At 60.8% G+C, this 23,133-nt stretch carries 21 protein-coding genes and 1 tRNA gene; 14 read left to right on the top strand and 8 right to left on the bottom strand.

All coding sequences use genetic code 11. From position 1 onward, the window contains the following. Nucleotides 1-83 precede the first annotated feature (83 nt). Nucleotides 84-1,961, top strand: a complete 1,878-nt coding sequence (gene sppA / locus ABD653_RS12260; protein WP_160778934.1) for a signal peptide peptidase SppA — start codon at nt 84-86, stop codon at nt 1,959-1,961. Between the two features lie 71 nt (nt 1,962-2,032). After that, nucleotides 2,033-2,107: transfer RNA gene (locus ABD653_RS12255), tRNA-Val, on the top strand. Nucleotides 2,108-2,137: 30 nt separating this feature from the next. Here the strand turns inward: ABD653_RS12255 and ABD653_RS12250 are convergent. Both ABD653_RS12250 and ABD653_RS12245 read right to left on the bottom strand, forming a co-directional pair. Continuing rightward, nucleotides 2,138-2,425, bottom strand: a complete 288-nt coding sequence (locus ABD653_RS12250; protein ID WP_199801105.1) for a hypothetical protein — start codon at nt 2,423-2,425, stop codon at nt 2,138-2,140. Beyond that, on the bottom strand, nt 2,385-3,695 hold the full coding sequence (locus ABD653_RS12245; RefSeq protein ID WP_199801104.1) for a sulfotransferase family protein: 1,311 nt from the start codon (nt 3,693-3,695) through the stop codon (nt 2,385-2,387). Before ABD653_RS12245 ends, ABD653_RS12250 begins: the two co-directional genes overlap by 41 nt. A gap of 165 nt (nt 3,696-3,860) precedes the next feature. Here ABD653_RS12245 and serS point away from each other — a divergent pair, with 165 nt between their 5' ends. From serS to ABD653_RS12225, 4 genes are all read left to right on the top strand, one after another. Next, a complete protein-coding gene (serS, locus tag ABD653_RS12240) occupies nt 3,861-5,141 on the top strand; it encodes a serine--tRNA ligase (RefSeq protein ID WP_160778933.1) in 1,281 nt (426 codons plus the stop codon). Further along, nucleotides 5,141-5,899, top strand: a complete 759-nt coding sequence (gene surE / locus ABD653_RS12235; protein WP_160778932.1) for a 5'/3'-nucleotidase SurE — start codon at nt 5,141-5,143, stop codon at nt 5,897-5,899. Before serS ends, surE begins: the two co-directional genes overlap by 1 nt. Next, a complete protein-coding gene (locus tag ABD653_RS12230; RefSeq protein WP_160778931.1) occupies nt 5,899-6,681 on the top strand; it encodes a M23 family metallopeptidase in 783 nt (260 codons plus the stop codon). Before surE ends, ABD653_RS12230 begins: the two co-directional genes overlap by 1 nt. 83 nt (nt 6,682-6,764) lie before the next feature. After that, nucleotides 6,765-7,787, top strand: a complete 1,023-nt coding sequence (locus tag ABD653_RS12225) for a potassium channel family protein (protein ID WP_160780377.1) — start codon at nt 6,765-6,767, stop codon at nt 7,785-7,787. A 7-nt stretch (nt 7,788-7,794) separates the two neighbouring features. Here the strand turns inward: ABD653_RS12225 and ABD653_RS12220 are convergent, their stop codons facing one another. Beyond that, nucleotides 7,795-8,118, bottom strand: coding sequence for a hypothetical protein (locus ABD653_RS12220; protein ID WP_160778930.1), 324 nt, complete (start codon nt 8,116-8,118; stop codon nt 7,795-7,797). A gap of 129 nt (nt 8,119-8,247) precedes the next feature. On the opposite strand from ABD653_RS12220, the gene ABD653_RS12215 reads away from it, so the two are divergent. Continuing rightward, nucleotides 8,248-8,595: a hypothetical protein gene (locus ABD653_RS12215; protein WP_160778929.1), complete on the top strand. Its 348-nt coding sequence runs from the start codon at nt 8,248-8,250 to the stop codon at nt 8,593-8,595. 24 nt (nt 8,596-8,619) lie between these two features. On the opposite strand, the gene ABD653_RS12210 is transcribed toward ABD653_RS12215, so the two are convergent. Continuing rightward, a complete protein-coding gene (locus ABD653_RS12210; RefSeq protein ID WP_234032152.1) occupies nt 8,620-9,048 on the bottom strand; it encodes a DUF1761 domain-containing protein in 429 nt (142 codons plus the stop codon). 61 nt (nt 9,049-9,109) lie between these two features. Continuing rightward, complete coding sequence (locus tag ABD653_RS12205) at nt 9,110-9,307, bottom strand: hypothetical protein (protein ID WP_344705513.1); 198 nt, start codon at nt 9,305-9,307, stop codon at nt 9,110-9,112. 167 nt (nt 9,308-9,474) lie between these two features. On the opposite strand from ABD653_RS12205, the gene rimO reads away from it, so the two are divergent. After that, nucleotides 9,475-10,857: a 30S ribosomal protein S12 methylthiotransferase RimO gene (gene rimO, locus ABD653_RS12200; RefSeq protein WP_160778927.1), complete on the top strand. Its 1,383-nt coding sequence runs from the start codon at nt 9,475-9,477 to the stop codon at nt 10,855-10,857. A gap of 219 nt (nt 10,858-11,076) precedes the next feature. Here rimO and ABD653_RS12195 read toward each other — a convergent pair whose 3' ends face one another. From ABD653_RS12195 to ABD653_RS12185, 3 genes are all read right to left on the bottom strand, one after another. Beyond that, on the bottom strand, nt 11,077-12,753 hold the full coding sequence (locus ABD653_RS12195; RefSeq protein WP_160778926.1) for a bifunctional helix-turn-helix transcriptional regulator/alpha/beta hydrolase: 1,677 nt from the start codon (nt 12,751-12,753) through the stop codon (nt 11,077-11,079). A gap of 146 nt (nt 12,754-12,899) precedes the next feature. Beyond that, nucleotides 12,900-13,202, bottom strand: coding sequence for a hypothetical protein (locus ABD653_RS12190; protein ID WP_160778925.1), 303 nt, complete (start codon nt 13,200-13,202; stop codon nt 12,900-12,902). Nucleotides 13,203-13,315: 113 nt separating this feature from the next. Further along, nucleotides 13,316-14,164 (bottom strand): hypothetical protein, encoded by an 849-nt coding sequence (locus tag ABD653_RS12185; protein ID WP_160778924.1) that lies wholly within the window; start codon nt 14,162-14,164, stop codon nt 13,316-13,318. Between the two features lie 158 nt (nt 14,165-14,322). Between ABD653_RS12185 and ABD653_RS12180 the strand changes: the two genes are divergently transcribed. The 6 genes from ABD653_RS12180 (at nt 14,323) to ABD653_RS12155 (ending at nt 23,071) form a co-directional block, all read left to right on the top strand. Then, nucleotides 14,323-15,129: a transglutaminase-like domain-containing protein gene (locus ABD653_RS12180; protein WP_160778923.1), complete on the top strand. Its 807-nt coding sequence runs from the start codon at nt 14,323-14,325 to the stop codon at nt 15,127-15,129. A 78-nt stretch (nt 15,130-15,207) separates the two neighbouring features. Continuing rightward, nucleotides 15,208-16,650, top strand: a complete 1,443-nt coding sequence (gene zwf, locus ABD653_RS12175; protein ID WP_160778922.1) for a glucose-6-phosphate dehydrogenase — start codon at nt 15,208-15,210, stop codon at nt 16,648-16,650. Nucleotides 16,651-16,904: 254 nt separating this feature from the next. Further along, a complete protein-coding gene (edd, locus tag ABD653_RS12170) occupies nt 16,905-18,719 on the top strand; it encodes a phosphogluconate dehydratase (RefSeq protein WP_160778921.1) in 1,815 nt (604 codons plus the stop codon). A 10-nt stretch (nt 18,720-18,729) separates the two neighbouring features. Further along, nucleotides 18,730-19,701, top strand: coding sequence for a glucokinase (locus ABD653_RS12165; RefSeq protein WP_160778920.1), 972 nt, complete (start codon nt 18,730-18,732; stop codon nt 19,699-19,701). A 17-nt stretch (nt 19,702-19,718) separates the two neighbouring features. Next, nucleotides 19,719-20,312, top strand: a complete 594-nt coding sequence (gene eda, locus ABD653_RS12160) for a bifunctional 4-hydroxy-2-oxoglutarate aldolase/2-dehydro-3-deoxy-phosphogluconate aldolase (protein WP_199801212.1) — start codon at nt 19,719-19,721, stop codon at nt 20,310-20,312. Then, on the top strand, nt 20,309-23,071 hold the full coding sequence (locus ABD653_RS12155) for a phosphoenolpyruvate carboxylase (protein ID WP_160778918.1): 2,763 nt from the start codon (nt 20,309-20,311) through the stop codon (nt 23,069-23,071). Before eda ends, ABD653_RS12155 begins: the two co-directional genes overlap by 4 nt. Nucleotides 23,072-23,133: the final 62 nt, after the last annotated feature.

The raw sequence follows: 23,133 nt of genomic DNA, 5'->3' as shown, positions 1-23,133 counted from the left end.
TCGGCGGCTCAAGCGCTTTCGGCTGGCGATGCCACGCAGCCATGCCTATGTAAGGCGCATATTAGAGGAAGTCTGGAAGATTTATGGCGTTCGCAAAAAGTGTCTGGAAATTGTTGGTCGGGATCAAGGACGGGCTCAGCCTGCTGTTCCTGCTGCTATTCTTCTCCTTGCTGTTTGCTATCCTCACGGCGCGCCCAAGCCCGGCCCAGGTTCGCGAGGGTGCACTCTTGCTCGATCTGTCCGGGATCGTCGTCGAGGAAAAGAGCGTCATCGATCCCATCGAGGCCTTCCTGAGCGGCAGCGCTCCGGTCGGCGAATTCGATGTGCAGGACGTTGTCCACGCGATTGATACTGCAGTTGGCGATGAGCGGATCAAAGCCATCGTGCTCGATCTCTCGGGCTTTGTCGGCGGAGGCCAGGTGCATTTGCAGGAAATCGGCGAGGCACTGGATCGGGCTAAGGCCGCTGAAAAGCCGGTTCTGACCTACGCTCTTGGTTATGCCGATGACGGCATGATGCTGGCCGCCCATGCCAGCGAAGTCTGGGTCGACCCGCTGGGCGGCGCAATCATTGCCGGGCCTGGTGGCAATCGCCTCTATTATGGCGAGCTGCTCGAAAACCTGAATGTAAATGCCCGGATCTACAAGGTCGGCACCTACAAATCGGCTGTCGAACCCTATGATCGCAATTCGATGTCACCCGAAGCGCGCGAGAATGCCCAGGCGCTGTACGGGGCGCTGTGGGAAGAATGGCAGGCCAATGTGAAAAAGGCCCGCCCTGCCCTCGATCTCGAGCAAGTGACGACCCGTCCGGTCGAGTGGATCGAGGCGCAGAATGGCGACTTCGCGCAGGCAGCTCTGGAAGCAGGCCTTGTCGACAAGCTCGGCAATCGTGTCGAATTCGGCGAGCGGGTGGCAGAGATCGTGGGCGAGGATAGCTGGGACGAAGCGCCCGGCGCTTTTGCCTCGACCGATCTGGGCCCATGGCTCGCCGACAATCCGCGCGACACTCCCGGCAGCACCATCGCAGTGGTCACGGTTGCCGGTGAAATCGTCGATGGCGAAGCAGGCCCGGGAACGGCAGGCGGAGACCGGATCGCAGCCTTGCTCGACGATGCACTTGATGATGAGATTTCCGGACTGGTAGTTCGCGTCGATTCTCCGGGTGGTTCCGTCCTCGCTAGCGAAGCCATTCGCGACGCTATCCTGCGTCACAAAGCGAATGACATCCCGATCGCCGTGTCCATGGCCAATGTTGCGGCCAGCGGCGGCTATTGGGTTTCAACTCCCGCCGACCGGATTTTCGCCGAGCCCGAGACCATCACCGGCTCGATCGGCATTTTTGCCGTCATCCCGACTTTCGAAGACCTCGCCAATGAGTATGGCGTCGATGCTGATGGCGTTGCGACCACTCCATTGTCGGGTCAGCCCGATCTGATCGGCGGCTTCACGCCGGAAGTGGATGCCATCCTTCAAAGCTCGATTGAAGACGGCTATCGCGACTTTCTGACGCGCGTGTCGGAAGCGCGCAAGCTACCGACCGAACAGGTCGATACCATCGCCCAAGGGCGCGTCTGGGATGGTGGCACAGCGCGGCAAATCGGCCTTGTCGACCAATATGGTGGTCTCGACGAGGCACTCGCATGGGTCGCGGGACAGGCCGAATTGGAAGAGGGAGACTGGCACGCCAAGTTCCTCGGAACCGAGCCGCCACCTTATGACAATCTGCTTCGCTCGATGCTACTGTCCGAAGGCGAAGCGACGCGCAACGGCGATCTTTTTGCAATGATCGCCGGTCGCCAACAGGCTCTCTTGGGCCAGGTCCGGATCGATGCGGAGCGACTTGTGGGCACGCGCGGCATGCAAGCCTATTGCCTAGAATGTCCGCCTTCGTCGGTCGCAGTCGCGCAAGCCGAGGAAAATCGCGGCTGGCTGGCGCGGATGGTTTCGTTGATCCGCTAACACGCAGCGCTTGCAGATCGGCAGTGATGGTGGCATTGGCGCCGCCTTCGTCGGTGATAGCGACATCCGGCGGGCGCGTAGCTCAGTGGTAGAGCACACCCTTCACACGGGTGGGGTCGCAAGTTCAATCCTTGCCGCGCCCACCATTTTTTCAGCCAGTCCGCGAGATTTAGGTCTTAACTGTTCATTCGACGGCGAGATCGCCGGCTCAATTCCGCTTCCGTTGAAAAGCTGCGCGGTGGACGGTCCCATGAGCCGTCGGCATGGACGACAATATCCCAGGGCGCGACATCCTGGGCGGCATAGACATCCCAATTGCGGTGGATCATGTCGGGCAGGCCGAACACCCGCACGGCGTTCCAGTACCGATCGTCGCGAAAGCCAACGAAATGCAGCAGGCACGCATCGCGCGAAGTGCTGGCGTCAGCGTGACCCCCCGGCCCGTTTGGGTGCTGCACTGCCAATCGGCTTCTCCATCGGCACGTCGAAGCGGTTGATGTAATCACCCATCCGTTCGCGCACTTCGCCTGCGTTCAATCCGAACATCTCCAGACTGTAACGATGCGGATGCCGTTTCAGGTCCTTGGCCCGCTCCAGATAATCCTCCATCGCCGGGACAGCAGGTTCCATATCCAGCTCGAGGAACCGGTAGACCCGTTCCATGGTCCCGCGCCAATCGCTGTCCATATCGTCATACTGGACATCGATCATCCGCTCTGCCGGGATGGTTTCCCGTGCGCGCATCATGCGCTCCACCTGCAAGTGCGACTTGCGCAGCCATTCCTGCCCGACCTGGTGCGGATCGGCATGGTCGGAATAGATAATGGTCTGGTTCCAGGCGAGCGAGGCGGCACTGCCAACCACCTGCTGGGGATCGCGATGCGTAAAGATCAACCGCGCATCGGGGAACACATTCAGCAGCGCAGTCAGGTCCAGCATGTGCTGGGGTGTCTTGAGAATCCAGGGCCGCAATTCCGACGCCTGCTGCGACCAGCCGATGAGGCGCAATTGATCGGCCATATACGCGTAGGCAGGCGTAGCATCACTAGCCTCGCACCATGCGGCATAGGAGGGCACATGCCACTGCGCCTCGTGTTTCATGCCATACATGCTGGCAACCAGCAGGCCGAGCTCTTCCTCCGGCTCCATAGGGCCGGTCGGATGGATCGAAAGCGTGCGCGGATTGGCAAGCCGTGCGACCCGCATGATCCGCTTGGCCAGAATGGGCCGGAAGTCTTCTCTCTCGCCCGCCAGCACCTCTTCGAAATCAAGCCGCGGGACCGGGCTGATGGTTTCGAAGCTGCGCATATGGCTGAAGCGGCGATCACTGGCCAGAAGCCGGTGCAGGCGCGTGGTGCCAGATCGCATCGGACCAACGATCACAACCGGGCGCTTCAATGTGCGTTCGAGTATCTCGGGGTGCCGTTTGTACCAATATTCCGACAGCAACCGGTGCATCAGTACCTGGTTGAACTGGAGCATGGCCGAGAAGTCGCCGGCGGCATTGAGGCGCGCCTCGTCGCGGATCGATTGCAACAGAATATCGAGCGGCTGGTGAAACCACGGATCGCCGAAATCATCCATCCCGACCTGCTTGGCCGCCTGTTCCAGCAGATAGTCTTTTTCCAACCGGGCAGGCTGGATCCGGCCCAGCTTGCGCCCCGCCCTGACAATCTTTTCTGCAATATCGATAAAGGCTGTACGACGCGGCGGTGTGTCGAGAGAAATTGCCAAGTATCACCACCCCGTTCAGCCCGAATACAACCGCATATTCCGCATGTTGAACATCGGGTTTACCGTTTGCGGGCAGCCGCGCAAGGGCCGCTTTGGCTGCTCTCCCCATGCAAGTTGCCCATTGCCACTGGCATTTGCATGGGCAAATCGGCATAGCGCTGCGCCATGCACGACATACGAGAAATCAGAGACAACCCCGAAGGTTTCGATGCCGCCCTCGCACGCCGCGGGCATGAGCCAGTCGCCCGGCAATTGCTGGCGTTGGATGCGCGCAAACGCGCCGCTGCAACCGCGGCGCAGGAAGCGCAATCCGAGCGCAATGCCGCCTCGAAACAGATCGGTCAGGCCATGGGCCAGGGCGATACCGAAAAGGCGGAAACGCTCAAAGCCGCTGTCGCCAAACTGAAAGACAATATGCCTGCTCTCGAAGACGCCGAACGCGAGGCGTCTGCCGCATTCGACACCTTGATGGCGCGTCTGCCCAATATCCCCGCGGAGGAAACGCCTGACGGGGAAAGCGAAGACGACAATGTCTATATCCGCGAATGGGGCACCAAGCCGGATTTTGATTTTGATCCCAAAGAGCATGCCGACATCGGCCCGGCTTTGGGCATGGATTTCGAGACTGCAGCGAAGATTGCCGGAGCCCGATTCACGTTCCTGCGCGGCGGCATCTCGAGGCTCCATCGCGCACTGGGACAGTTCATGCTCGATATCAACACCAGCGAGCACGGTTACACGGAATGCAATCCGCCGCTGTTGGTGCGAGACGAAGCAGCGATCGGCACTGGGCAGCTTCCCAAATTCAGCGAAGACCTGTTTCAAACGACAGATGGCCGCTGGTTGATCTCAACCTCCGAAATGTCACTGGGCAATTCCTTCCGCGAACAGATCTTCGCAGAGAGTGACTTCCCGATGCGTCGGACGGCATTGACCCCTTGTTTCCGGTCCGAGGCCGGGTCGGCCGGTCGCGACACGCGGGGCTTCATTCGCCAGCACCAGTTCGAGAAGGTCGAACTGATAAGCGCCGCCCTGCCGCAGGACAGTGAAGCCGAACTGCAGCGTATCACTGCATGTGCCGAAAGCATTCTGCAAAAGCTCGGGCTGCATTACCGGGTCATGCAGCTTTGCGCTGGGGATCTGGGTGCAACCATGATGAAGACCTATGATCTCGAAGTCTGGTTGCCCGGGCAAAGCGCCTATCGCGAGATCAGCTCGTGCTCCAATGGCGGAACCTACCAGCCGCGCCGGATGAATGCCCGCTATCGCCCTGAAGGCGAGAAGAAGACGGAGTTTTTCCATCTGCTCAACGGTTCCAGCCTTGCGGTTGGCCGCACGCTGGTGGCGATCATGGAGCAATACCAGCAAGCCGACGGAAGCGTACGCATTCCCGATGCACTCCACCCCTATATGGGCGGCATCACACGACTGGAACCGGCCCTCTGATGCGTATCCTCCTGACCAACGATGACGGCATCCATGCCCCCGGTTTTGAGGTGCTGGAGGCAATCGCACGCGAAATTTCGGACGATGTCTGGATCTGCGCCCCGGCCGAAGAGCAATCCGGTGCAGGCCATTCACTCACCCTCAATCACCCTGTCCGCCTACGCAAACTGGGTGAAAGGCGCTACTCTGTGACCGGCACGCCGACTGACAGTGTGATGCTGGCTCTGCGCACGGTTCTGGAGGACAAGACGCCCGACCTGATCCTGTCCGGCGTCAACCGCGGCGCCAATCTGGGTGATGACATCACCTATTCCGGAACCGCATCTGCCGCCATGGAAGGCGCACTGGGCGGCATCAAATCGATCGCCCTCAGCCAGGTCCTGAAGCGCGACACCGACCACGAAGCATTCGAGGCCGCACGCCGCTTTGGCGGCGAAGTCGTGAAGCGCCTGATCGATGCTCCGTTTGGCGACAGGACCCTGGTCAATGTCAATTTCCCGCCTGTTCCGGCCGAGAAAGTGCGAGGAATTCGCGCTGTACGGCAAGGTTTCCACGATTATTCGCGTGGATCGGTAGTAGAGGGGCGTGACCCGCGCGGCCTGACATACTATTGGTTTGGGCTCCATTCGATCGAGCACACGCTCGACCATGGCACCGATTTGGAAGCCATTGATGAGGGGTTTGTTTCTGTGACACCGCTGCAATTGGATCTGACCCATTATTCATTGCTCTCGACACTTGGCGAGAGGTTCGACTGATGCGGCGCGCGGCTTTTCTCATCCTCGCCGCGCCTGTTCTGCTGGCGGCCGGCAATCCCCGAACCGCCACCGAATATGAAGTCGAAAGCGGCGATACGCTGGGCGGTATTTCCAACCGGACAGGGGTTCCTGCAGCTGTAATCGCAGCCGCGAACGGCATTCCCGAACCCTATTCCGTACAGGTCGGTGAAGTCCTGGTCATCCCGCGCCAGCGTAACCACACGGTCAAGCCGGGCGAGACCGGCTTCGCGATTGCGCTGCAATATGGCGTGCCGTTCGAAAACATTGCCATCGCCAACGGGCTGGATGATGACGGGACAGTAAGGGTCGGCCAGAAACTGATCATCCCCGCAGTGTTCACCCCGCGCCGTGTGGCGCGTCGTTCGATACCCGGTTCTCCTTTCTTCCGTCGCCCTCATGATGGGCCAGTTCTGTATGGCTTTAGCAAGCGGCCCGATGGCGGCGGCCATGACGGGATCGATATCGATGTAGAACTGGGCGACATGATTCGTGCTTCGGCCAGTGGCACCGTTGTTTTCGCTGATGAAGAGAAGACCCGGTTCGGACGCCAGGTCCTGATCGATCACGGCAATGGCTGGCAGACGTCTTACGGCCATCTTGCCCGCATCACGGTCAAGAAAGGTGATGTGGTCAAGACCGGCGAACGGATTGGCCTTGCGGGCCAAGCTGGCATTGCCACCCGGCCAGAATTGCATTTCGAGATCCGCAAGGATGGCGAGGACGTTGATCCGGCGAGCAAATTGCCGCCGCGCAACAAATAGGCTAATCGCCCAAAAATGCCTGGGCACACCGCTGGATGACTGATCAGATTGACCGAATTGTATCCGGCGGGACGCGTCGCAGGATGCGCGGACCGCGGTTCAAGCCATTGCGCCGGGCGGTCAGGATTCCTGTATGGGGCGATCTGGGCATCCGCATTGGCCTCGCGCTTTTCCTGATCTTCATTGTGATTATGGTCCACTGGTGGGACCGCGAAGGCCTGGTCGACAATCTCGACGGCGAAGTCAGCTTTCTCGACGTGATCTATTTCACAATGATCTCGATCACGACCACCGGCTTTGGCGACATCGCCCCGATCAGCGATCGCGCGCGGTTGGTCGAGGCGGTGATCGTGACGCCGATCCGTTTCGCCGTCTTTTTCATTTTTGTCGGCACCGCCTACAATTTCATCATCAAGCGCAGCTGGGAGAAGTTTCGCATGGCCCGCATCCAGGACCAGCTATCGAAGCACGTCGTGGTGCTCGGCTACGGCATATCCGGATCCGAAGCTGTCGGCGAATTGATCGAACGGGGCACCGACCCGCATACGATCGTTGTCATCGACCCGAGCGAGGACCGACTGACGGAAGCCGAGAAATTGGGCTGCAACGTGATGGCAGCCGATGCCACACGCGACGATACGTTGGAGGCTGTGCGCATCCGCGAGGCGCAGAATGTGCTGGTGTCTGCGGGCCGCGACGACACCTCGATCCTGATTGTGCTCACTGTGCGCCACCTTGCGCCCGACGTTCCCATCAGCGTGGTCGTGCGGGCGGACGACAACGAATTCCTCGCCAAACAGGCCGGCGCCAATAATGTCATTAACCCGGTCCGCTTCACCGGACTGTTGCTCGCGGGGAGCGCCAAGGGCGCGCATATTGCGGATTATCTGGGCGATCTCGCCAGCGTAACCGGCAAAGTCCAGCTGGTGGAGCGCAAGATCACCTCGGAAGAGGTTGGCAAGCCATTGTCAGAAAGCTGCGGGCGCGGGATCGGCCTGCGAATCTATCGCAAGGGCGAAGCGCGCGGGTACTGGGAAAAGGAATGCGACGCGCTGGAAGAGGGTGACGTTGTAGTTGAAGTCGTCCCCTCTCCAAACGGCGACTGATCGCGGCTTAAATAACGGGCACGCCGGGATCGGCCTTGTCCCATTCCTGTGCCATCGCGTCCTGCGCCAGCAGGTATGCTTTCCACGCGGCCTGGTCCTGACACACGGTGCGCACCTTTACCCGGCTACCGACAACAGGTGTCCTGACGCAGATTTCCTGCATCGGATCATCAACCTCGATCTTTGCAGCCTTGGACGAATCACGCACATAGATCTTCTTCCGCTTCGGTGTGCTTTGCGCCCGCGCCGGTGGCGGAGCAGGAGGAAGATCCGTGCGGGTGGTAGGTTGCGACTGGATCGACAGTGCCAGTGACAGCGCGAGTTCAAACATGGGTGAGCATCTCCTTCTCGAAGCCAGTTACGCACAAAAGCCGGGCATTTTCAACTTCGCGAGCCTGCTGATTCCTGTTGCACATCGATCCGATTGACGGATATCTTGGCCATATCAGGAGATTCTTCGATGCTTGAGCTCTTTCTGCCGATCGCAATGTTGGCGCAATCTACACCGGCCACACCTGCCGACCTGCCGCCGCAACCGGAGCCTGCCGTCGCGCGTGAGGCGGCACCGCAAAGGGTGTATGTTCAGGACACAAGCAAGGCCGCCCGGATCGAGAGCGACAATCCCGATCTCGAGATCTGCGTCCGATCCCTGGTCCCGGGCAGCCGGGTCAAAGCCAGAACCGTGTGCCAGAACAAAGCGGCCTGGAAAGCCTATGTCGAGGCCCAGGAAGCCATGAACCGGGAATGGGACATGGTCGGCAAAGGGTTCCCGCCCGAAACAGAGTTTGTCGGGCCAGTCGGAAGCTGATGCGCGCCTACCAAGCCCCTGAAATCAGGGCATATAGGCGTGAACGAGGCCCATCGCGATATAGAATAGCATCCAATATCCTGCGTCGATAAAGAACAGCGCCTTACCCTTTTGTGAGAACAGGTAATTGGTCCCCAGCGCCGGGATGATGAAGCCTATCGCCACTCCGAATGCCGTCATCACCTTCGCCAGGACGCTTAGATCCGATCCGAGGTCGGAGTAGCTCCCGAAGGTGTGCGCGAGAGTCCAACTGGCAAGAAGCGAGAAGGCGAAGGCTCCGCCATAGATCAGGCCCATATTGCCTTCTTTGATCTGATCTTCAGTCAGGCCGACTGCGCCCATCCATTTTTTGCCCATTATCGGCCCGTACCAGATTCCACCGACGACAAATCCAGCCAGTGCCGCCAGCACTACGCCAATCCAGTTCACATCGAACATTTCGATCCCTCCCATTGATCAAACGCCTTGGTCATCCGCATGATCAAAGCGTCGTTTGCTGCGACATAAGCAGGCTCTACCCTTGCAGACCGCCCCGCATCAAAAGGTCGCTCTTGAGCTGTTCCTTCTGCTGGGACGCTTCGCGCCACGCCTCTGCCGTCATGCAGACTTTCTCCCACTTCAGGCGCGATCCCGTCTTCTTGACCCGGGTGCAAATTGTCCGGCCCGGATTCTCTTCTGCCAACCGGATCGCTCTAGAAACGTTTCTCGCCATGATCTGTTTCGGATCCAGAGCATGCTTGCTGATGTCCAAGCCCGGATTGCTCCCCGCGGCGGTAGCAACTATCAGAACGAGTGCTTCCAGCATTGTTGGTCCCCTGCCTGCTTCAAATCACCTTCGTAGTAGCACAATTGCAGTTGGGGGTGTAGGCGCGCCCAACAATGGCTACCAGCACTACCTCCCTCCCCGACCAGAAGAAGGTCGGCATGGTTTCCCTCGGCTGCCCCAAGGCGCTAGTCGATTCAGAACGTATCCTCACCCGTTTGCGCGCCGATGGCTATGCCATGTCTCCCGACTATGCCGGTGCCGACGTGGTGCTGGTGAACACTTGCGGCTTCCTGGACAGTGCCAAGGAAGAAAGCCTGGCCGCGATCGGTGAAGCCATTGCCGAGAATGGCCGGGTTATCGTGACCGGCTGCATGGGCGAGGAGGCAGATGCCATCCGCGCCGCACATCCTGCGGTTCTCGCCGTCACGGGCGCGCACCAGTATGAGCAAGTGGTGGAGGCCGTCCACGAACATGCCCCGCCCAGCCAGGGCCCGTTTGTCGACCTGATCCCGCAGCCCAGCGAAGCCGATATCAAGCTGACGCCACGCCACTATAGCTATTTGAAAATCTCGGAGGGCTGCAATCACTCCTGCGCGTTCTGCATCATTCCTGACCTGCGTGGCAAACTGGCCAGCCGCCGGGTCGATGCCGTGCTGCGCGAAGCTGAAAAGCTGGTCGCTGCAGGCACCAGAGAATTGCTGGTCATCAGCCAGGACACGTCCGCCTATGGCGTCGACACCCGGCATGAGGAGCGCGACTGGAAGGGCCATCCGGTCCGCGCCCATATGACCGATCTGGCGCGCGAATTGGGCCAGCTCGACATTGGTAATGGAACCCCACCTTGGGTCCGGCTGCACTATGTCTACCCCTACCCCCATGTCGATGCGGTGATCCCGCTGATGGCGGAGGGTTTGCTGACGCCGTATCTGGACATTCCATTCCAGCACGCCAGCCCCAAAGTCCTCAAGGCCATGAAGCGCCCTGCCAACGAGGCCAAGGTGCTTGAACGGCTCAAGAAATGGCGTGCGATCTGCCCCGAAATCGCCATCCGCTCCAGCTTCGTGGTCGGTTTCCCCGGAGAGACCGAAGAGGACTTCCGGTACCTGCTCGATTGGCTTGAAGAAGCCCAATTGGACCGCGTCGGAGCGTTCCGGTTCGAACCGGTGGAGGGCGCGCAAGCCAATGCCCTGCCCGACCATGTGCCCGAGGCCGTGAAGGAAGAGCGGTATGCCCGCGTGATGGAAGTCACCGAGCGGATCAGTGCGGAGAAGCTGCAGGCCAAGATCGGCAAGACCTTGCCCGTCATCATCGACGAGGTCGGTGAGCCCGATGAAGACGGCGATATCGGTGCCACCGGCCGCAGCCAGGCAGATGCCCCTGAGATCGACGGTGCGGTTTACCTCCGCAATGTCGCCGCGACGCTGGTTGCGGGCGACATTGTGAATGTCAAAGTCGAAGACGCCGACGCACATGACCTGTTCGGGGCCATCCCCTGACACACTAACACCGGTTTGCGAGAGTGTGACCTTCCGCGCAAATCACTGTAAAGATTACCTGAGTTCGGCTCCAAAAGCCAAGATGTGTGACTTTCCGCAGATTGCAGAAAGCAAGCTGCATACGTGTGGATTATGGACCGGAGAAAGAGCCGCGTGCGCCAATTTCGGGCACCATGTCGGCCTAGATAATCTCGATCGTGTAGGACAGCGCCAGCCGACTCAGTCGCTTGCCAGCTCTTTCACGCGCGCCAATGCAATCTCGGCTTGGTCCTGGAGAAGAAAGCTGCCTGCATCCGCGACGAATTCCGGAGCGTTAAAGCCGAAATTGCGGCAGCTCCGGATAGCCTCTTCGCTACTGATCGTCGAATCCTCGCGGCCATACAGCATGTGAACCGGGACCGGCACATCACGGCAGGATGCGCTCCAGTCCGCCGCCCAGGTGATCATCGTTTCAGCCGTTCCGACAAAGCGTCCGCGTACAACATAGGTGGCCGAGCTTCTCAACATCCGGACCATGGACGGCTTTTGTATGGCCCGCAATTCGCGGTCGCAGCCCTGATAGAACTCCTCGACAAAGCGATGAAATTCACCCGTGCCGATGGTCGCCAGCATTGCCCTCTGGTAAACCTTGGCAAAAGTCGGGGCGAGACGAACGAGACGGATCTGGCGCCGATGCGCCGGGCGCAAGGATGCCATGCTCTCGGCGTCATAAAGGGGCAGGAAGCTGCCAATACCGACAGCGATGCTGACCCTGTCTGGCTGGCGCTTGGCAAAGGCCAGCATGTAGGGTGCACCGGCATGGGTCGTCATCGCGGCACAGCGCGACACTCCGAGATGATCGAGAAAGGCTGGCAGGCGATCCGCGAATTCATCGGCGGCTTTCAGGCCATGGGCCTTTGCCGTTGTGCCGCCGTGATGCGGGCGCCATGGAGCGATGATGCGCAGCGACATCCGCCGCGCCGCATTGGCCACTTCCGGCGTGAGCAAAGCGCCCTCGATCGGATGAAAGAACAGCACCGGCACACCCGCAGGGTCGCCATGCTCCTCCCAGGCAATTGTTTCGCCCTCGGGTCCTTCAAAATGCCGATTGCAGCGGTGCGGCTCGACACCCGGGCGTTCGACAGGAAGCTCAAGCGAATGGAGGAATCCTGCATAGAGCAGGAGCAATTCCTCTTTGGAATTTACCGAAAGCTTGCGCTGCAATGCCTTCATCTGGTTGCGCACAGTGCCGAGAGAACGGCTGCGCGCTTCGGCGAATTGGCGAAGCGTTCCGCCCCCGACCATATGGCGCACCAAGGACGTTTCGGTCTCGGTCAGTCTCAGCGCTTCGCTGAACGCTTTTCCGCTGCGCTCGCTCCAGCGCAAACGGACAGCATCGAATGTTATTCGGGGCTCTTCCTGCGTACGGTCCAGCCGGGCGGTGAACCACCAGCCTTTTTCGTCATCCTCAGAGGTATAGAGATGATAGAACCCGCCGAAATCGTCTCCACCGCTTTCATCCTTGAAGAGAGCGGCAAGACGCCCGCGATCCTCGCTTTCCTGACCCGGCTCGAACAGCCAGTCGGGAATATCTCGGTTCTCGGGAAACCCGGCCGGATAGAATATTGCCGAGTTACGATGAACCACCCTAAGGCTGCTATCCAAGGCAAGATCGCAATCGAGGTGGTCCGCCTTCTGCGTGTCCAGCAAATTGTGATCGACCCTGTCATTGGGATAGACGTTATCGATAATGTCTGCCGCATTGGCGAAGTGCAGCCCGGTATTTTCGCCAATCTCGCCAGCAGATTTCTCGAACTCGCTCAGGTCTTGCAGGATGTCCACGAAGACACCTGGCCGAGTGACAGCCGCATAGGCACGCGCGACAATTGCCTCCAGATCTGGCTCGCCGTCTTCCACTGCGCTGGCCCACTCCCTTAACGCACCAACTTCCTGGCCCGGAATGCGGGAATGCCCACTATCTCAATGACATTCCAGTAAAAAAGGCGGGACGCGCCATGCAGGCACGCCCCGTCCGGCATTCGAATGCCTTTCAGCCCCAGTGACTATTTTACGCAATATCGGCCAGAGGCTTTCAGTCCGCCGGGGCAAGAACCGCTGCGCACTTCGGCATAGTCATCCTTGTCGCCCACGCAGTATTTCGCAGACGCCCTGAAACCGGTCGGACAACTGCCGAGTTTGATGATCGCAACCTTGCCGCTCGACTTGCAGCTGGAACCGGATGACTTGAACCCGGTTGGGCAGGACCCGTCACGTTCCACTTCGGAACTGCTGGATTGCGCGAAGGCTGGGGCAGGACCGGCGCTGAGCGCGAGGGCGGCGGACAAAGTGAGAAAGGCAATACGCATGGGATGCTCCTTTGTGATTTCGGGATAATCGCGAGCGTGCCGGAAGGGTCGCCGTATTCCAGCACGCTCGCTAGAATGGGCAGGTGCGTGGACCTGCCCATCCCTATTGCTGGTCAGCCACGCGGGCCGCGCCGGAAGGTGAGGGCAACTGCGCTTTTGCCGGTATTCTTGTTGAACCATTGGCAGAAGAAGTCCGTCCCCGACTTGTCGGTATGCAGCGCGCCGAAATTGAATGTCAGCATGGTCCGCCCGCGCCCGTCGAGATGGGCATCATAGGCCCGGCTACGATCCGAATTGCTGCCCGTGGCAGTGGGCGTGTAACCAAGCGAATTGCCCGTGTGCAACATCACGGACTTGCCCTTGTAGTTCCCCACGCTTGGCCCGTTGGTGTTGTCGAGCTGTTCGGAGCCGTCATACGAGACGCACTGCATTTCGTAGTCGTATTTCTTGTACCGGGACTTGTCGAATTCGACGTAAAGAACATCGCCCACGCCCAGACCGGAATAGAGGCAGCCATTGCTTGCCTGGACATTCCTGCGGTCAATCAATCCGGATCGTGTTTCCGTGCTGATCCCCTGGCTGAACGTGTAATTGCCGTCGCGTGCGACAAAGGCATTGCCGACATTGAGATTGGCGCATTGCAGCTGGCCACTGAAGCGCGCCGGTACGGGACCGGCACCGCCAACATGATCGGGCGCAGCTGCGGTGCAGGCCGAGGCAGATGTGCTGCCGCGGTTTGCGAAACACCCCTTCGACCCGCGCTTGCGGCTGCGCTGACTTCTGGGCAACTGACCCTTGGAAACCGAGTCGACAGTTTCGACCACATCCTGTGCATCTTCTGCTGTTCGTTCGACCTTCTTGGCAGCTTTCTTGAGCTTGCTGAACGGGCCGGCTTCGGCTGGCGCTGCGATTGTGGTGGCGGCCAAAGCAAGGCCGATGGCGGTGAAAATGGCAGTCTTCATGGTGACGATCCCTTCTGGAAAATTGAAGTGACCGCTCGTTAGGCACCGGCGAACGGAGGCAGAATATCCCAGATGGGACAAACAACTCGAAAAATTGAGAAAACTCTGACAGAGCCATGCGACTTCGTGCACAAATCCGGGAAAGCGCTTCTCTGCTCATGCCCCTCGCCATTTCCACGCATTTCTCCTTCACTGCCCAGCAAGCGACCGATTGCCTGCTGCAATTCGAGGCGGCCGATATTCCTGAACAGCGCGTCCTTTCTTGCGAAACCACGCTGAGCGAGAGCGCGCATTGCGTGCGAGTGCCAGCGCAGGACGATATCGGGGAGCGGTTCTGGATCAGGGCGGAGGGTGCGTTCGAGGTTCGCTACGAAGCCAAAGTCGGCGTCGAGCGTATCCTGCCAGACATCGCCTCGCTGCGACGGGTGGAACCCCATGCCCTGCCGGGCGCAACAGTCCAGTATTTGTTCGACAGCCGTTATTGCGCGGCGGACAAGTTCCAGTCCTTTGTTGAAGCAGAATTCGGCGAGAATGAAGGCGGGGCGCGGATTGTCGCCATGCGGGACTGGATTGCGCAGCATTTCACCTATGCACCGGGTAGCAGCGGGCCAACCACGACGGCGCGCGACAGCTTTATCGAACGGCGCGGAGTATGCCGCGACTATGCCCATGTGATGATTGCCTTCGCTCGCGCATCGGGCATCCCGGCGCGCTATGTCAGCGGATACGGGCCGGATGTAACACCGCAGGATTTTCATGCCGTCGCCGAAGTGTTCCTGGACGACGCGTCCGTCCCGGGCGGCGGGGCGTGGTATCTCGTCGACGCGACTGGCATGGCCAAGGCCAGCGAAATCGCCAAGATCGGCGTCGGGCGCGATGCTGCCGATGTGAGTTTCATGACCAGTTTCGGTCTGGTCGACTTCCATGGTCAGCACGTGCAGGTGGAGCGTCACGGCGCGGACTGAATAGCTATGCGCAGCACTGGCGCCTGCCGTCCACCGCTGGTAGCCCTGCGGGCCAACGAGCGAGGAGTCTGAACCCGCATGAGCTTTACTGCCGACCGCTTGCTTCTGTTTGGGGCCACCGGCGATCTGTCGCAGCGCATGCTGCTGCCATCGCTCGCGGCGCTGCACGCAGACAGCCTGATCGACGACAATCTGAAGATCGTGGGAACGGCCCGCTCGGACCTCGACGATAATGGCTTTCGCAATTTTGCGCGTGAGGCGTTGGAGAAGTATCTCCCGGCGAACCGGCGCGGCGGGATGGCTGATTTCCTCAACCGACTGAGCTACCAGCCGCTCGATGCGACAACGCTGGAAGGCTATCAGGATCTCGCCAAGAAAGCGGACCGGACAGGCAATGGTCTGGCCATTTTCCTGTCGACCGCCCCGAGCCTGTTCGAGCCCACCATTGCGGGCCTTCAAAGCGCGGGTCTGGCGGATGGTGACGTGCGCATCGGACTGGAGAAGCCACTTGGCACCTCGCTGGAGACAAGCTGCGAGATCAATGATGCAGTAGCGGCCGCCTTCAGCGAGGACCGCACTTTCCGGATCGATCATTATCTGGGCAAGGAAACCGTCCAGAACCTGCTCGCCCTGCGTTTTGCCAATATCCTGTTCGAACCGATCTGGAACTCGAATTACATCGAGCATGTCCAGATCACGGTTGCCGAGACTGTCGGACTGGAAGGGCGTGTGGGCTTCTACAATGATGCAGGTGCACTGCGCGATATGGTGCAGAACCACATGCTCCAGCTGCTGGCGCTGGTTTGCATGGAGCCACCGACCGATTTCGACGCGACTGCCATTCGCGACGAGAAGGTGAAAGTGCTGCGCGCGCTGCGCCAGGTTGCAGCGGACGAAACCGTAACCGGCCAGTATCGCAGCGGCGCCATCGATGGTCAGTCCGTCCCCGGCTATGACGATGAGTTGGGAGAGGACAGCGACACCGAGACTTTCGTCGCGATCAAGGCCCATGTCGACAATTGGCGCTGGAAAGGTGTGCCGATCTATCTGCGGACCGGCAAACGCCTGCCCGAGCGCGTGACGGAGATTGTGGTCCAGTTCCGCTGCATTCCGCATTCGATTTTCGGATCGCTCGGCGCGACAACCCAGCCCAACAGGCTGGTGATCGGCATCCAGCCGGAAGAGAATATCACGCTGAACATGATGACCAAGGTCCCGGGCCTTGGTCGGGACGGAGTTCGGCTGCGCGAAGTTCCGCTCAACATTGCCATGCCAGATGCCTTTGTCGGCCAGCATCGCCGGATCGCTTATGAGCGCCTGCTGTTGGACCTGATCGAAGGCGACCAGACGCTGTTTGTGCGGCGCGACGAAGTCGAGGCGCAGTGGGAATGGATCGATGCCATCCGCGCCACTTGGAATGAGAGCGGGCTGACGCCCAAGACCTACAATGCCGGCAATTGGGGCCCCAGCGCAGCCATTGCCCTGGCCGAACGTGACGGAGTGAGCTGGCACGATGAATAGGTTCTGTGCTGATGGCCCCCTCGTGCCGGGATCGCTTGTAAAAGTTCGCTCGGCAAGAAGCGCCGTGCAGGCCGGGCTGGTTGCCCGGACCAGCGGTGGGACGCGGGCCGAAGGGCTTTTACAAACGACCGCGAAAGCGGCGGGCCGAATTGGGCGAGACGCGGCGTTGCTCGTCGGTCACGATGAATACTCATCGCTCCCTCCTTGCGCCTTGCCTCTCGCCCAATTCAGCACCGTCACGGCATGAGGGGACCATGAGTACAGAACCACATCTCAACGACACCATCCATCGCGTCACACGGCGAGTGATCGAACGCTCCAAGCCGAGCCGCGATGCCTATCTCGAGCTGATGGATATCGAGGCGGACCGCGCGCCGGAGAAAAGCTCGGTCAGCTGTTCCAATCTCGCGCACGCCTATGCCGGGGCGACCGATGATCAGGCGACCATGAAAGCCGGTGGCGCGCCCAATATCGGGATCGTCTCTGCTTATAACGACATGCTCAGCGCGCATCAGCCCTATGGCCGCTACCCCGAACGGATGAAGGTCTACGCCCGCGAAGCCGGGGCCACCGCCCAGGTCGCAGGGGGTACACCCGCGATGTGTGACGGCGTAACCCAGGGCGAAGACGGGATGGAACTCTCCCTGTTCAGCCGCGACACCATCGCCCTTTCCACCGGCGTCGCGCTCAGCCATGCGATGTATGACAGTGTGGCCATGCTGGGCATTTGCGACAAGATCGTGCCTGGCTTGCTGATGGGGGCACTGCGCTTTGGCCATTTGCCCGCGCTGTTCGTGCCCAGCGGTCCGATGCCCAGCGGCGTACCCAACAAGGAAAAGCAACGCGTCCGCCAGCTCTATGCAGAGGGCAAAGTTGGCCGCACCGAACTGCTGGCCAGTGAAATGGGCAGTTACCATTCACCTGGCACCTGCACCTTCTTTGGCACCGCCAATTCCAACCAGATGATGATGGAAATGATGGGGCTGCATATTCCCGGCGCCGCCTTCATCCAGCCCGGCACCAAGTTGCGGCAAGAGCTGGACCGCGCCGCCGTGCACCGGCTCGCCGCGTTGACCGGATCAAAGGAACGAAGCCTGGCGCGCTGCGTGGACGAAAAAGCGATCATCAACGCCGCCATCGGCCTGCTCGCCACGGGCGGATCGACCAATCATGCGATCCATATTCCCGCCATGGCCCGCGCCGCTGGCGTGATTTTCGACTGGACCGATCTGAGCGAGCTGAGTTCGGCCGTGCCGCTGCTGGCGCGGGTTTATCCCAACGGATCAGGCGATGTGAACCATTTCCACGAGGCTGGCGGTATGGGCTATGTGATCGGCGAATTGCTGGATGCCGGCCTCGCCCATCGGGATATCCCCACCGTATGGGACGACGACCTGTCCGCCTATGCTAGAGAACCCGGATTGGACGGCGAAGTTCTGGCTTACCGCGAAGTGGGCGAAAGCGGCGATAATACGATGCTGCGCCCGGCCGCTGATCCGTTCAGCGCTGATGGCGGGATGCGGCTGGTCGAGGGCAATCTGGGCCGGGCTTGTTTCAAAACCAGCGCGGTCGACAAGGAACGCTTCACCATCGAGGCACCGTGCCGCGTGTTTGAAGACCAGCCCTCCGTCACTGCCGCTTTCAAGGCGGGCGAGCTGGACCAGGATGTGGTGGTCGTTGTGCGTTTCCAGGGGCCGCGCTCCAACGGAATGCCGGAACTCCACAGTCTGACCCCGCCGCTGGGCGTGCTGCAAGATCGTGGCTACCGCGTGGCTCTGGTCACCGATGGACGCATGTCGGGTGCCAGCGGCAAGGTGCCCGCGGCGATCCATTGCACACCTGAAGCCTTGGGGGGCGGCCCCCTGACGAGGCTGCGCGATGGCGATATGGTCAAGCTGTGCGCGACCACCGGATCGCTTTCGACCACGGCCGATCTCGAGGTGCGAGAGCCTGCCCCTGATCCACGCCTGGCCATGGGTGTGGGCCGGGAGCTCTTTTCCATGTTCCGCATGAATGCCGATGGCGCGGAGCAAGGCGCAAGCCCGATACTGGCGAGCGCAGGGCTTTGAGGGAGGCGGCATGACCCAACTCGTTGCGGTCGATATCGGGGGAACCCATGCCCGTTTTGCCATCGCCACCATTGCCGATGATGGCGCAATCACGCTGGGCGAGCCAGAAACCCTCCACACCAAAGACCACGCCAGTTTCCAGACCGCCTGGGAGGATTTTCGCGACCGGATGGGCGGAACGCTTCCCGATGCGATTTCGATGGCCGTTGCCGGTCCGGTCAAATCCGACATTATCCGCTTCACCAACAACCCGTGGATCATCCGCCCCCCGCTGATTGCCGACAAGCTTGGTTGCACCAGGCATACGATCGTCAATGATTTCGCGGCGGTTGCTCACGCCGCTGCGCGCGCGCCGGCAGAGCAGTTCCTGCATTTGGCCGGCCCGGAGCAAGACCTGCCCGCCAACGGCACGATCAGCGTATTGGGTCCGGGTACTGGGCTGGGCGTAGCGCATTTCTGGCGCGATGGTGCGGGCGATTACCGAGTCCAGGCGACGGAAGGCGGCCATGGCGACTTTGCCCCGCTCGACAGCATAGAGGATGCGATCCTTGCCCGCTTGCGCAAGAGCCACAACCGCGTGTCGGACGAACGGGTTGTCTCCGGTCCTGCAATTGTCGATATTTTCCATACGCTTGCCGCCATGGAAGGTCGCGCTGTCCAGGATCTCGACGATATCGAAATCTGGACCCGCGGAACTAGCGGAGAGGACAGTCTCGCCGCCGCTGCGGTTGATCGCTTCTGCCTCGCCCTGGGATCGGTTGCGGGCGATATAGCCTTGATCCAGGGCGCAGCTGGCGTGGTGATTGCAGGCGGCCTTGGCTATCGTATCCGCGATACGATCACGGCGTCCGGTTTTGAGGATCGCTTCTGCGCCAAGGGCCGGTTTGCCGGTCTGATGGCAACTTTGCCGGTCAAACTCATTGTCCATCCCCAGCCGGGCCTGTTTGGCGCAGCGGCTGCATTTGCGAGAGAACATCTGTGAACAATATCGAAGCCCTCATGCGCACAGCGCCGGTCATCCCGGTGATTGTGATCGACGATGTCGAGCAGGCCGTGCCGCTAGCCGAGGCACTGGTGGCCGGTGGCCTGACCGTGCTCGAAGTCACTTTGCGCACACCAGCCGCGCTCGAAGCAATCCGGGCGATGAAGCAGGTAGCGGGCGCCATTGTCGGCGCGGGTACCGTCACCAATCAGCAAGAGCTCGCTGATGCACTGGATGCCGGCAGCGAGTTCATTGTTTCGCCCGGTCTGACTGAACCTCTGGCCAAAGCCGCCACCCGTGAAGGCGTGCCGTTCCTCCCCGGGATCGCCAATGCCGGCGACATCATGCGCGGGCTCGACCTCGGGCTGCAGCATTTCAAGTTCTTCCCGGCCATGGCGGCAGGCGGCCTCCCCGCCCTCAAGGCTCTCGCCGCGCCGTTCGGCCAGTGCAAGTTCTGCCCGACAGGCGGGATCAGCGAAGACAATGCCGCCGAATGGCTCGCTTTCGATCCCGTCCTGTGTGTCGGGGGAAGCTGGGTCGCGCCCAAGAGCAGCCCCAATTATGTCGAGGTGGCCGAAACCGCCCGCAGGGCAGCGAGGCTGGGACAATGAAGACAGTCGCGGACCTCAAGGAACGGCTGAAGTCGCTGCACCAGCAAACGTCCGAAACACCGCTGTTCAATCCGGTGTTCCAGCTCTCCCTCGACCTGTCGCGCGAATTGGAAGCGGGCGAACTGACCCTGGACCAGATCGAGGGCATGATTTGTGAGCTGGAAACAGCTGCTTTGGAAGATCGCGCGGGCCGCACTCGCCGCTTGCTCGATCTGCCGCAGGACGCAGACAGTTCCATCGGGCCGGATTTTGCCGATTTCGGTGCCTTTCGTGAGCATTGGGAGCAACCGCGCCTGCACACCGTTTTCACCGCCCATCCGACCTTCCTGCTGACGCCGGACCAGGCCACTTCACTCGCATCCGCCACCACCGGCGATGGCAGCGTGGCCGATGCCGCCTGCACGGCGACCGAAGATAGGCCAGCCGTAACGCTGGACTACGAACACGCCCGCGCGATGCGCGCGATCGGCCATGCGCAGGACGCCCGCGATACGATCGTGTCAGAATTGCTGTCCGGTGCCGCCATCAAATGGCCCGAGCGCTGGCGCGACCTCAAGGCCCTGCCGTTTCGGTTCGCGACCTGGGTCGGCTATGACATGGACGGGCGGACCGACATCAAGTGGTTCGATTCCATCGGTTTCCGGCTGGCAGAGAAGGCCGAGCGGCTGCGCCGCTATGTCGCCAAGCTGGAAGGCATCGATAGCGGGCACACGCTGCTCGCCACCTTGCACCCTGCCCTCGCCTATGCCGAGGAACGCGCGGCAGACTTTGCGCAGGACCTCTCCGAGCCCGAGGCCCTGTCGGACGCTGCCAATCGCCTGACTGCCGATCACGACCACAAATTGCTCAGCCTCACGCCGGTGATTGCCGCGCTGGAGGAAGAAGCGCAGCACGCCGCGGAAGCGCGGGCTGTGCAGTTGCTCACTCTCGCCTCTGCCATGCGGGCCGACGGCTTGGGGATGGGTTGGATCCATTTTCGCGTGAATGCCAAGCAGCTCCACAATGCGATCCGTCGCCGGATCGAGGGCGGCGACAAAATCGATATCGGCAGCAAGGGCGCGCTCGCCGTGCTGCGCAAGATGGTACGCGATGTCGAGCCGCTCAGGGTCAATTTCGGCGCTCTCGCAATCGAAGCCAGCACGGCCATCCGCCAGTTCCTCGCCATGGCGCAGATCCTGCACCATGTGGACGCCGACGCGCCGATCCGGATGTTGGTGGCCGAGTGCGAACAGCCTTCTACCGTGATGGCCGCGCTCTATTATGCCAAGCTGTTCGGGATCGAGGACAAGGTCGACGTTTCGCCCTTGTTCGAAACCGAAACGGCACTGGAACACGGTGGCCGCTTCCTCGACGCGCTGCTGCAGGAAGAGGAATACCGCACCTATGCCCGTGGCCGGGGCAGAGTTTGCATCCAGACCGGGTTTTCCGATGCAGGGCGCTTTGTCGGGCAGGTGCCCGCCAGCCTGGCGATCGAACGGCTCCAGGGCCGGATGGCCGATGCGATGCGTGCCAATGCGTTGACCGGGGTGGCCGCATTGGTTTTCAACACCCATGGTGAAAGCATGGGCCGCGGGGCGCATCCGGCGAGTTTCCGCGACCGGCTGGAATGGCCACTTTCCCCTTGGGCCCGCAGTCGCTTTGCGCGCGGCCGCATCCGGCTCGAGCCGGAAGTAAGCTTCCAGGGCGGTGACGGATACCAATTCTTCGAGACGCCAGAGCTCGCGCGTGCGACGCTGCGCCAGATCGCTGATTACGAGTGGACTGAACATGCCGAAAACGACCCGGACCCGTTTTACACCCGCACTGATCTGAGCCTCGATTTCTACCGCGCCATCCGCGGGCACCAGCGCGAGCACCTGGAAAGCCAGACTTACTCGCGCGCTATTACCGCGTTCGGCCTGGGCCTGCTCAATTCGACCGGCAGCCGGGTCAGCCGCCGCCAGAGCGATGTTGCGGCCGACCGGACCATGAACTTGCGCCAGATTCGCGCGATCCCGCACAATGCGATCCTCCAACAGCTCGGCTATCCGGTCAATGTGATCGCCGGGATTGGCGCCGCAGTGGAAGGCAATGAGGAGGAGATCGCGCAACTGATCGAATCCAGCCCGCGCGGGCGCCAGTTAATGCGCCTCGCCCGCAGCGCCAATTCACTGGCGAGTATCAAGACCGTCGCAGCCTATGGCGAACTGTTCAATTCCGCCTATTGGGCCAGCCGGACCTATCGCGGTACCGAGGAAGGCATTTCCTATGCCTGCCAGGCGCTGGCCGATTATCTGACCACAGATGATCGCAATGGCGTGTTCCGCCGCCTGGTCAGCCGCCTGCGGGTCGACGCGCTGAAATTCCACAAGCTGCTGGATCATTTGCCGGCAGAGGAACCCCTCCCGGAACGCGAGCAGGTGCGCAGGACACTCGGCGTGCTGCAAGCCCTCCGCTTGACCCTGTTCAAACACATGTTCATCCGCGCGGTGGCTCTGCCCGGCTTCAGCCGCGCCAATGACATCAGCCGTGATGATGTGCTGGAAATGGTCTTCACCCTGCGGATCGAAGACGCATTGGCACAAATGCGCCGCGCCTTCCCGACCCATTTCCCGCAAATCGCCAATTTCGAGATGGATGAATCCAGCGACTGGCCCGACGATTCAGGCGAAGGATACGGCCCGATCGGGCGCGATTATATCGATCCGATTGAACGCGCCTATTCGCTCTCGCTGCGCATTACTGGCGCGATTGCCAACCATTTCGGAGCGCATGGATAGGCGATAGTTTGGCCAGATCACGCCCGGTTCCCGGCGTTAACTTTTGCCCCCTAACGCCGTCC

Origin of the sequence: Parerythrobacter jejuensis (assembly GCF_039536765.1) — a bacterium.
Lineage (GTDB): Bacteria > Pseudomonadota > Alphaproteobacteria > Sphingomonadales > Sphingomonadaceae > Parerythrobacter > Parerythrobacter jejuensis.
The sequence above is the reverse complement of the archived record's forward strand: the minus strand, read 5'-3'. Positions and strand labels throughout refer to the sequence as shown.

What these genes read in the sequence shown, in the direction of transcription:
- ABD653_RS12190 (WP_160778925.1), bottom strand. Translation starts at nt 13,202, where the DNA reads ATGCGTATTGCCTTTCTCACTTTGTCCGCCGCCCTCGCGCTCAGCGCC.
- ABD653_RS12165 (WP_160778920.1), top strand. Translation starts at nt 18,730, where the DNA reads ATGACCCAACTCGTTGCGGTCGATATCGGGGGAACCCATGCCCGTTTT.
- ABD653_RS12155 (WP_160778918.1), top strand. Translation starts at nt 20,309, where the DNA reads ATGAAGACAGTCGCGGACCTCAAGGAACGGCTGAAGTCGCTGCACCAG.
- ABD653_RS12225 (WP_160780377.1), top strand. Translation starts at nt 6,765, where the DNA reads ATGCGCGGACCGCGGTTCAAGCCATTGCGCCGGGCGGTCAGGATTCCT.
- ABD653_RS12205 (WP_344705513.1), bottom strand. Translation starts at nt 9,307, where the DNA reads ATGGCGAGAAACGTTTCTAGAGCGATCCGGTTGGCAGAAGAGAATCCG.
- ABD653_RS12220 (WP_160778930.1), bottom strand. Translation starts at nt 8,118, where the DNA reads ATGTTTGAACTCGCGCTGTCACTGGCACTGTCGATCCAGTCGCAACCT.
- ABD653_RS12215 (WP_160778929.1), top strand. Translation starts at nt 8,248, where the DNA reads ATGCTTGAGCTCTTTCTGCCGATCGCAATGTTGGCGCAATCTACACCG.
- ABD653_RS12210 (WP_234032152.1), bottom strand. Translation starts at nt 9,048, where the DNA reads ATGGGAGGGATCGAAATGTTCGATGTGAACTGGATTGGCGTAGTGCTG.
- edd (WP_160778921.1), top strand. Translation starts at nt 16,905, where the DNA reads ATGAGTACAGAACCACATCTCAACGACACCATCCATCGCGTCACACGG.
- ABD653_RS12180 (WP_160778923.1), top strand. Translation starts at nt 14,323, where the DNA reads ATGCCCCTCGCCATTTCCACGCATTTCTCCTTCACTGCCCAGCAAGCG.
- surE (WP_160778932.1), top strand. Translation starts at nt 5,141, where the DNA reads ATGCGTATCCTCCTGACCAACGATGACGGCATCCATGCCCCCGGTTTT.
- zwf (WP_160778922.1), top strand. Translation starts at nt 15,208, where the DNA reads ATGAGCTTTACTGCCGACCGCTTGCTTCTGTTTGGGGCCACCGGCGAT.
- serS (WP_160778933.1), top strand. Translation starts at nt 3,861, where the DNA reads ATGCACGACATACGAGAAATCAGAGACAACCCCGAAGGTTTCGATGCC.
- ABD653_RS12185 (WP_160778924.1), bottom strand. Translation starts at nt 14,164, where the DNA reads ATGAAGACTGCCATTTTCACCGCCATCGGCCTTGCTTTGGCCGCCACC.
- rimO (WP_160778927.1), top strand. Translation starts at nt 9,475, where the DNA reads ATGGCTACCAGCACTACCTCCCTCCCCGACCAGAAGAAGGTCGGCATG.
- sppA (WP_160778934.1), top strand. Translation starts at nt 84, where the DNA reads ATGGCGTTCGCAAAAAGTGTCTGGAAATTGTTGGTCGGGATCAAGGAC.
- ABD653_RS12230 (WP_160778931.1), top strand. Translation starts at nt 5,899, where the DNA reads ATGCGGCGCGCGGCTTTTCTCATCCTCGCCGCGCCTGTTCTGCTGGCG.
- eda (WP_199801212.1), top strand. Translation starts at nt 19,719, where the DNA reads ATGCGCACAGCGCCGGTCATCCCGGTGATTGTGATCGACGATGTCGAG.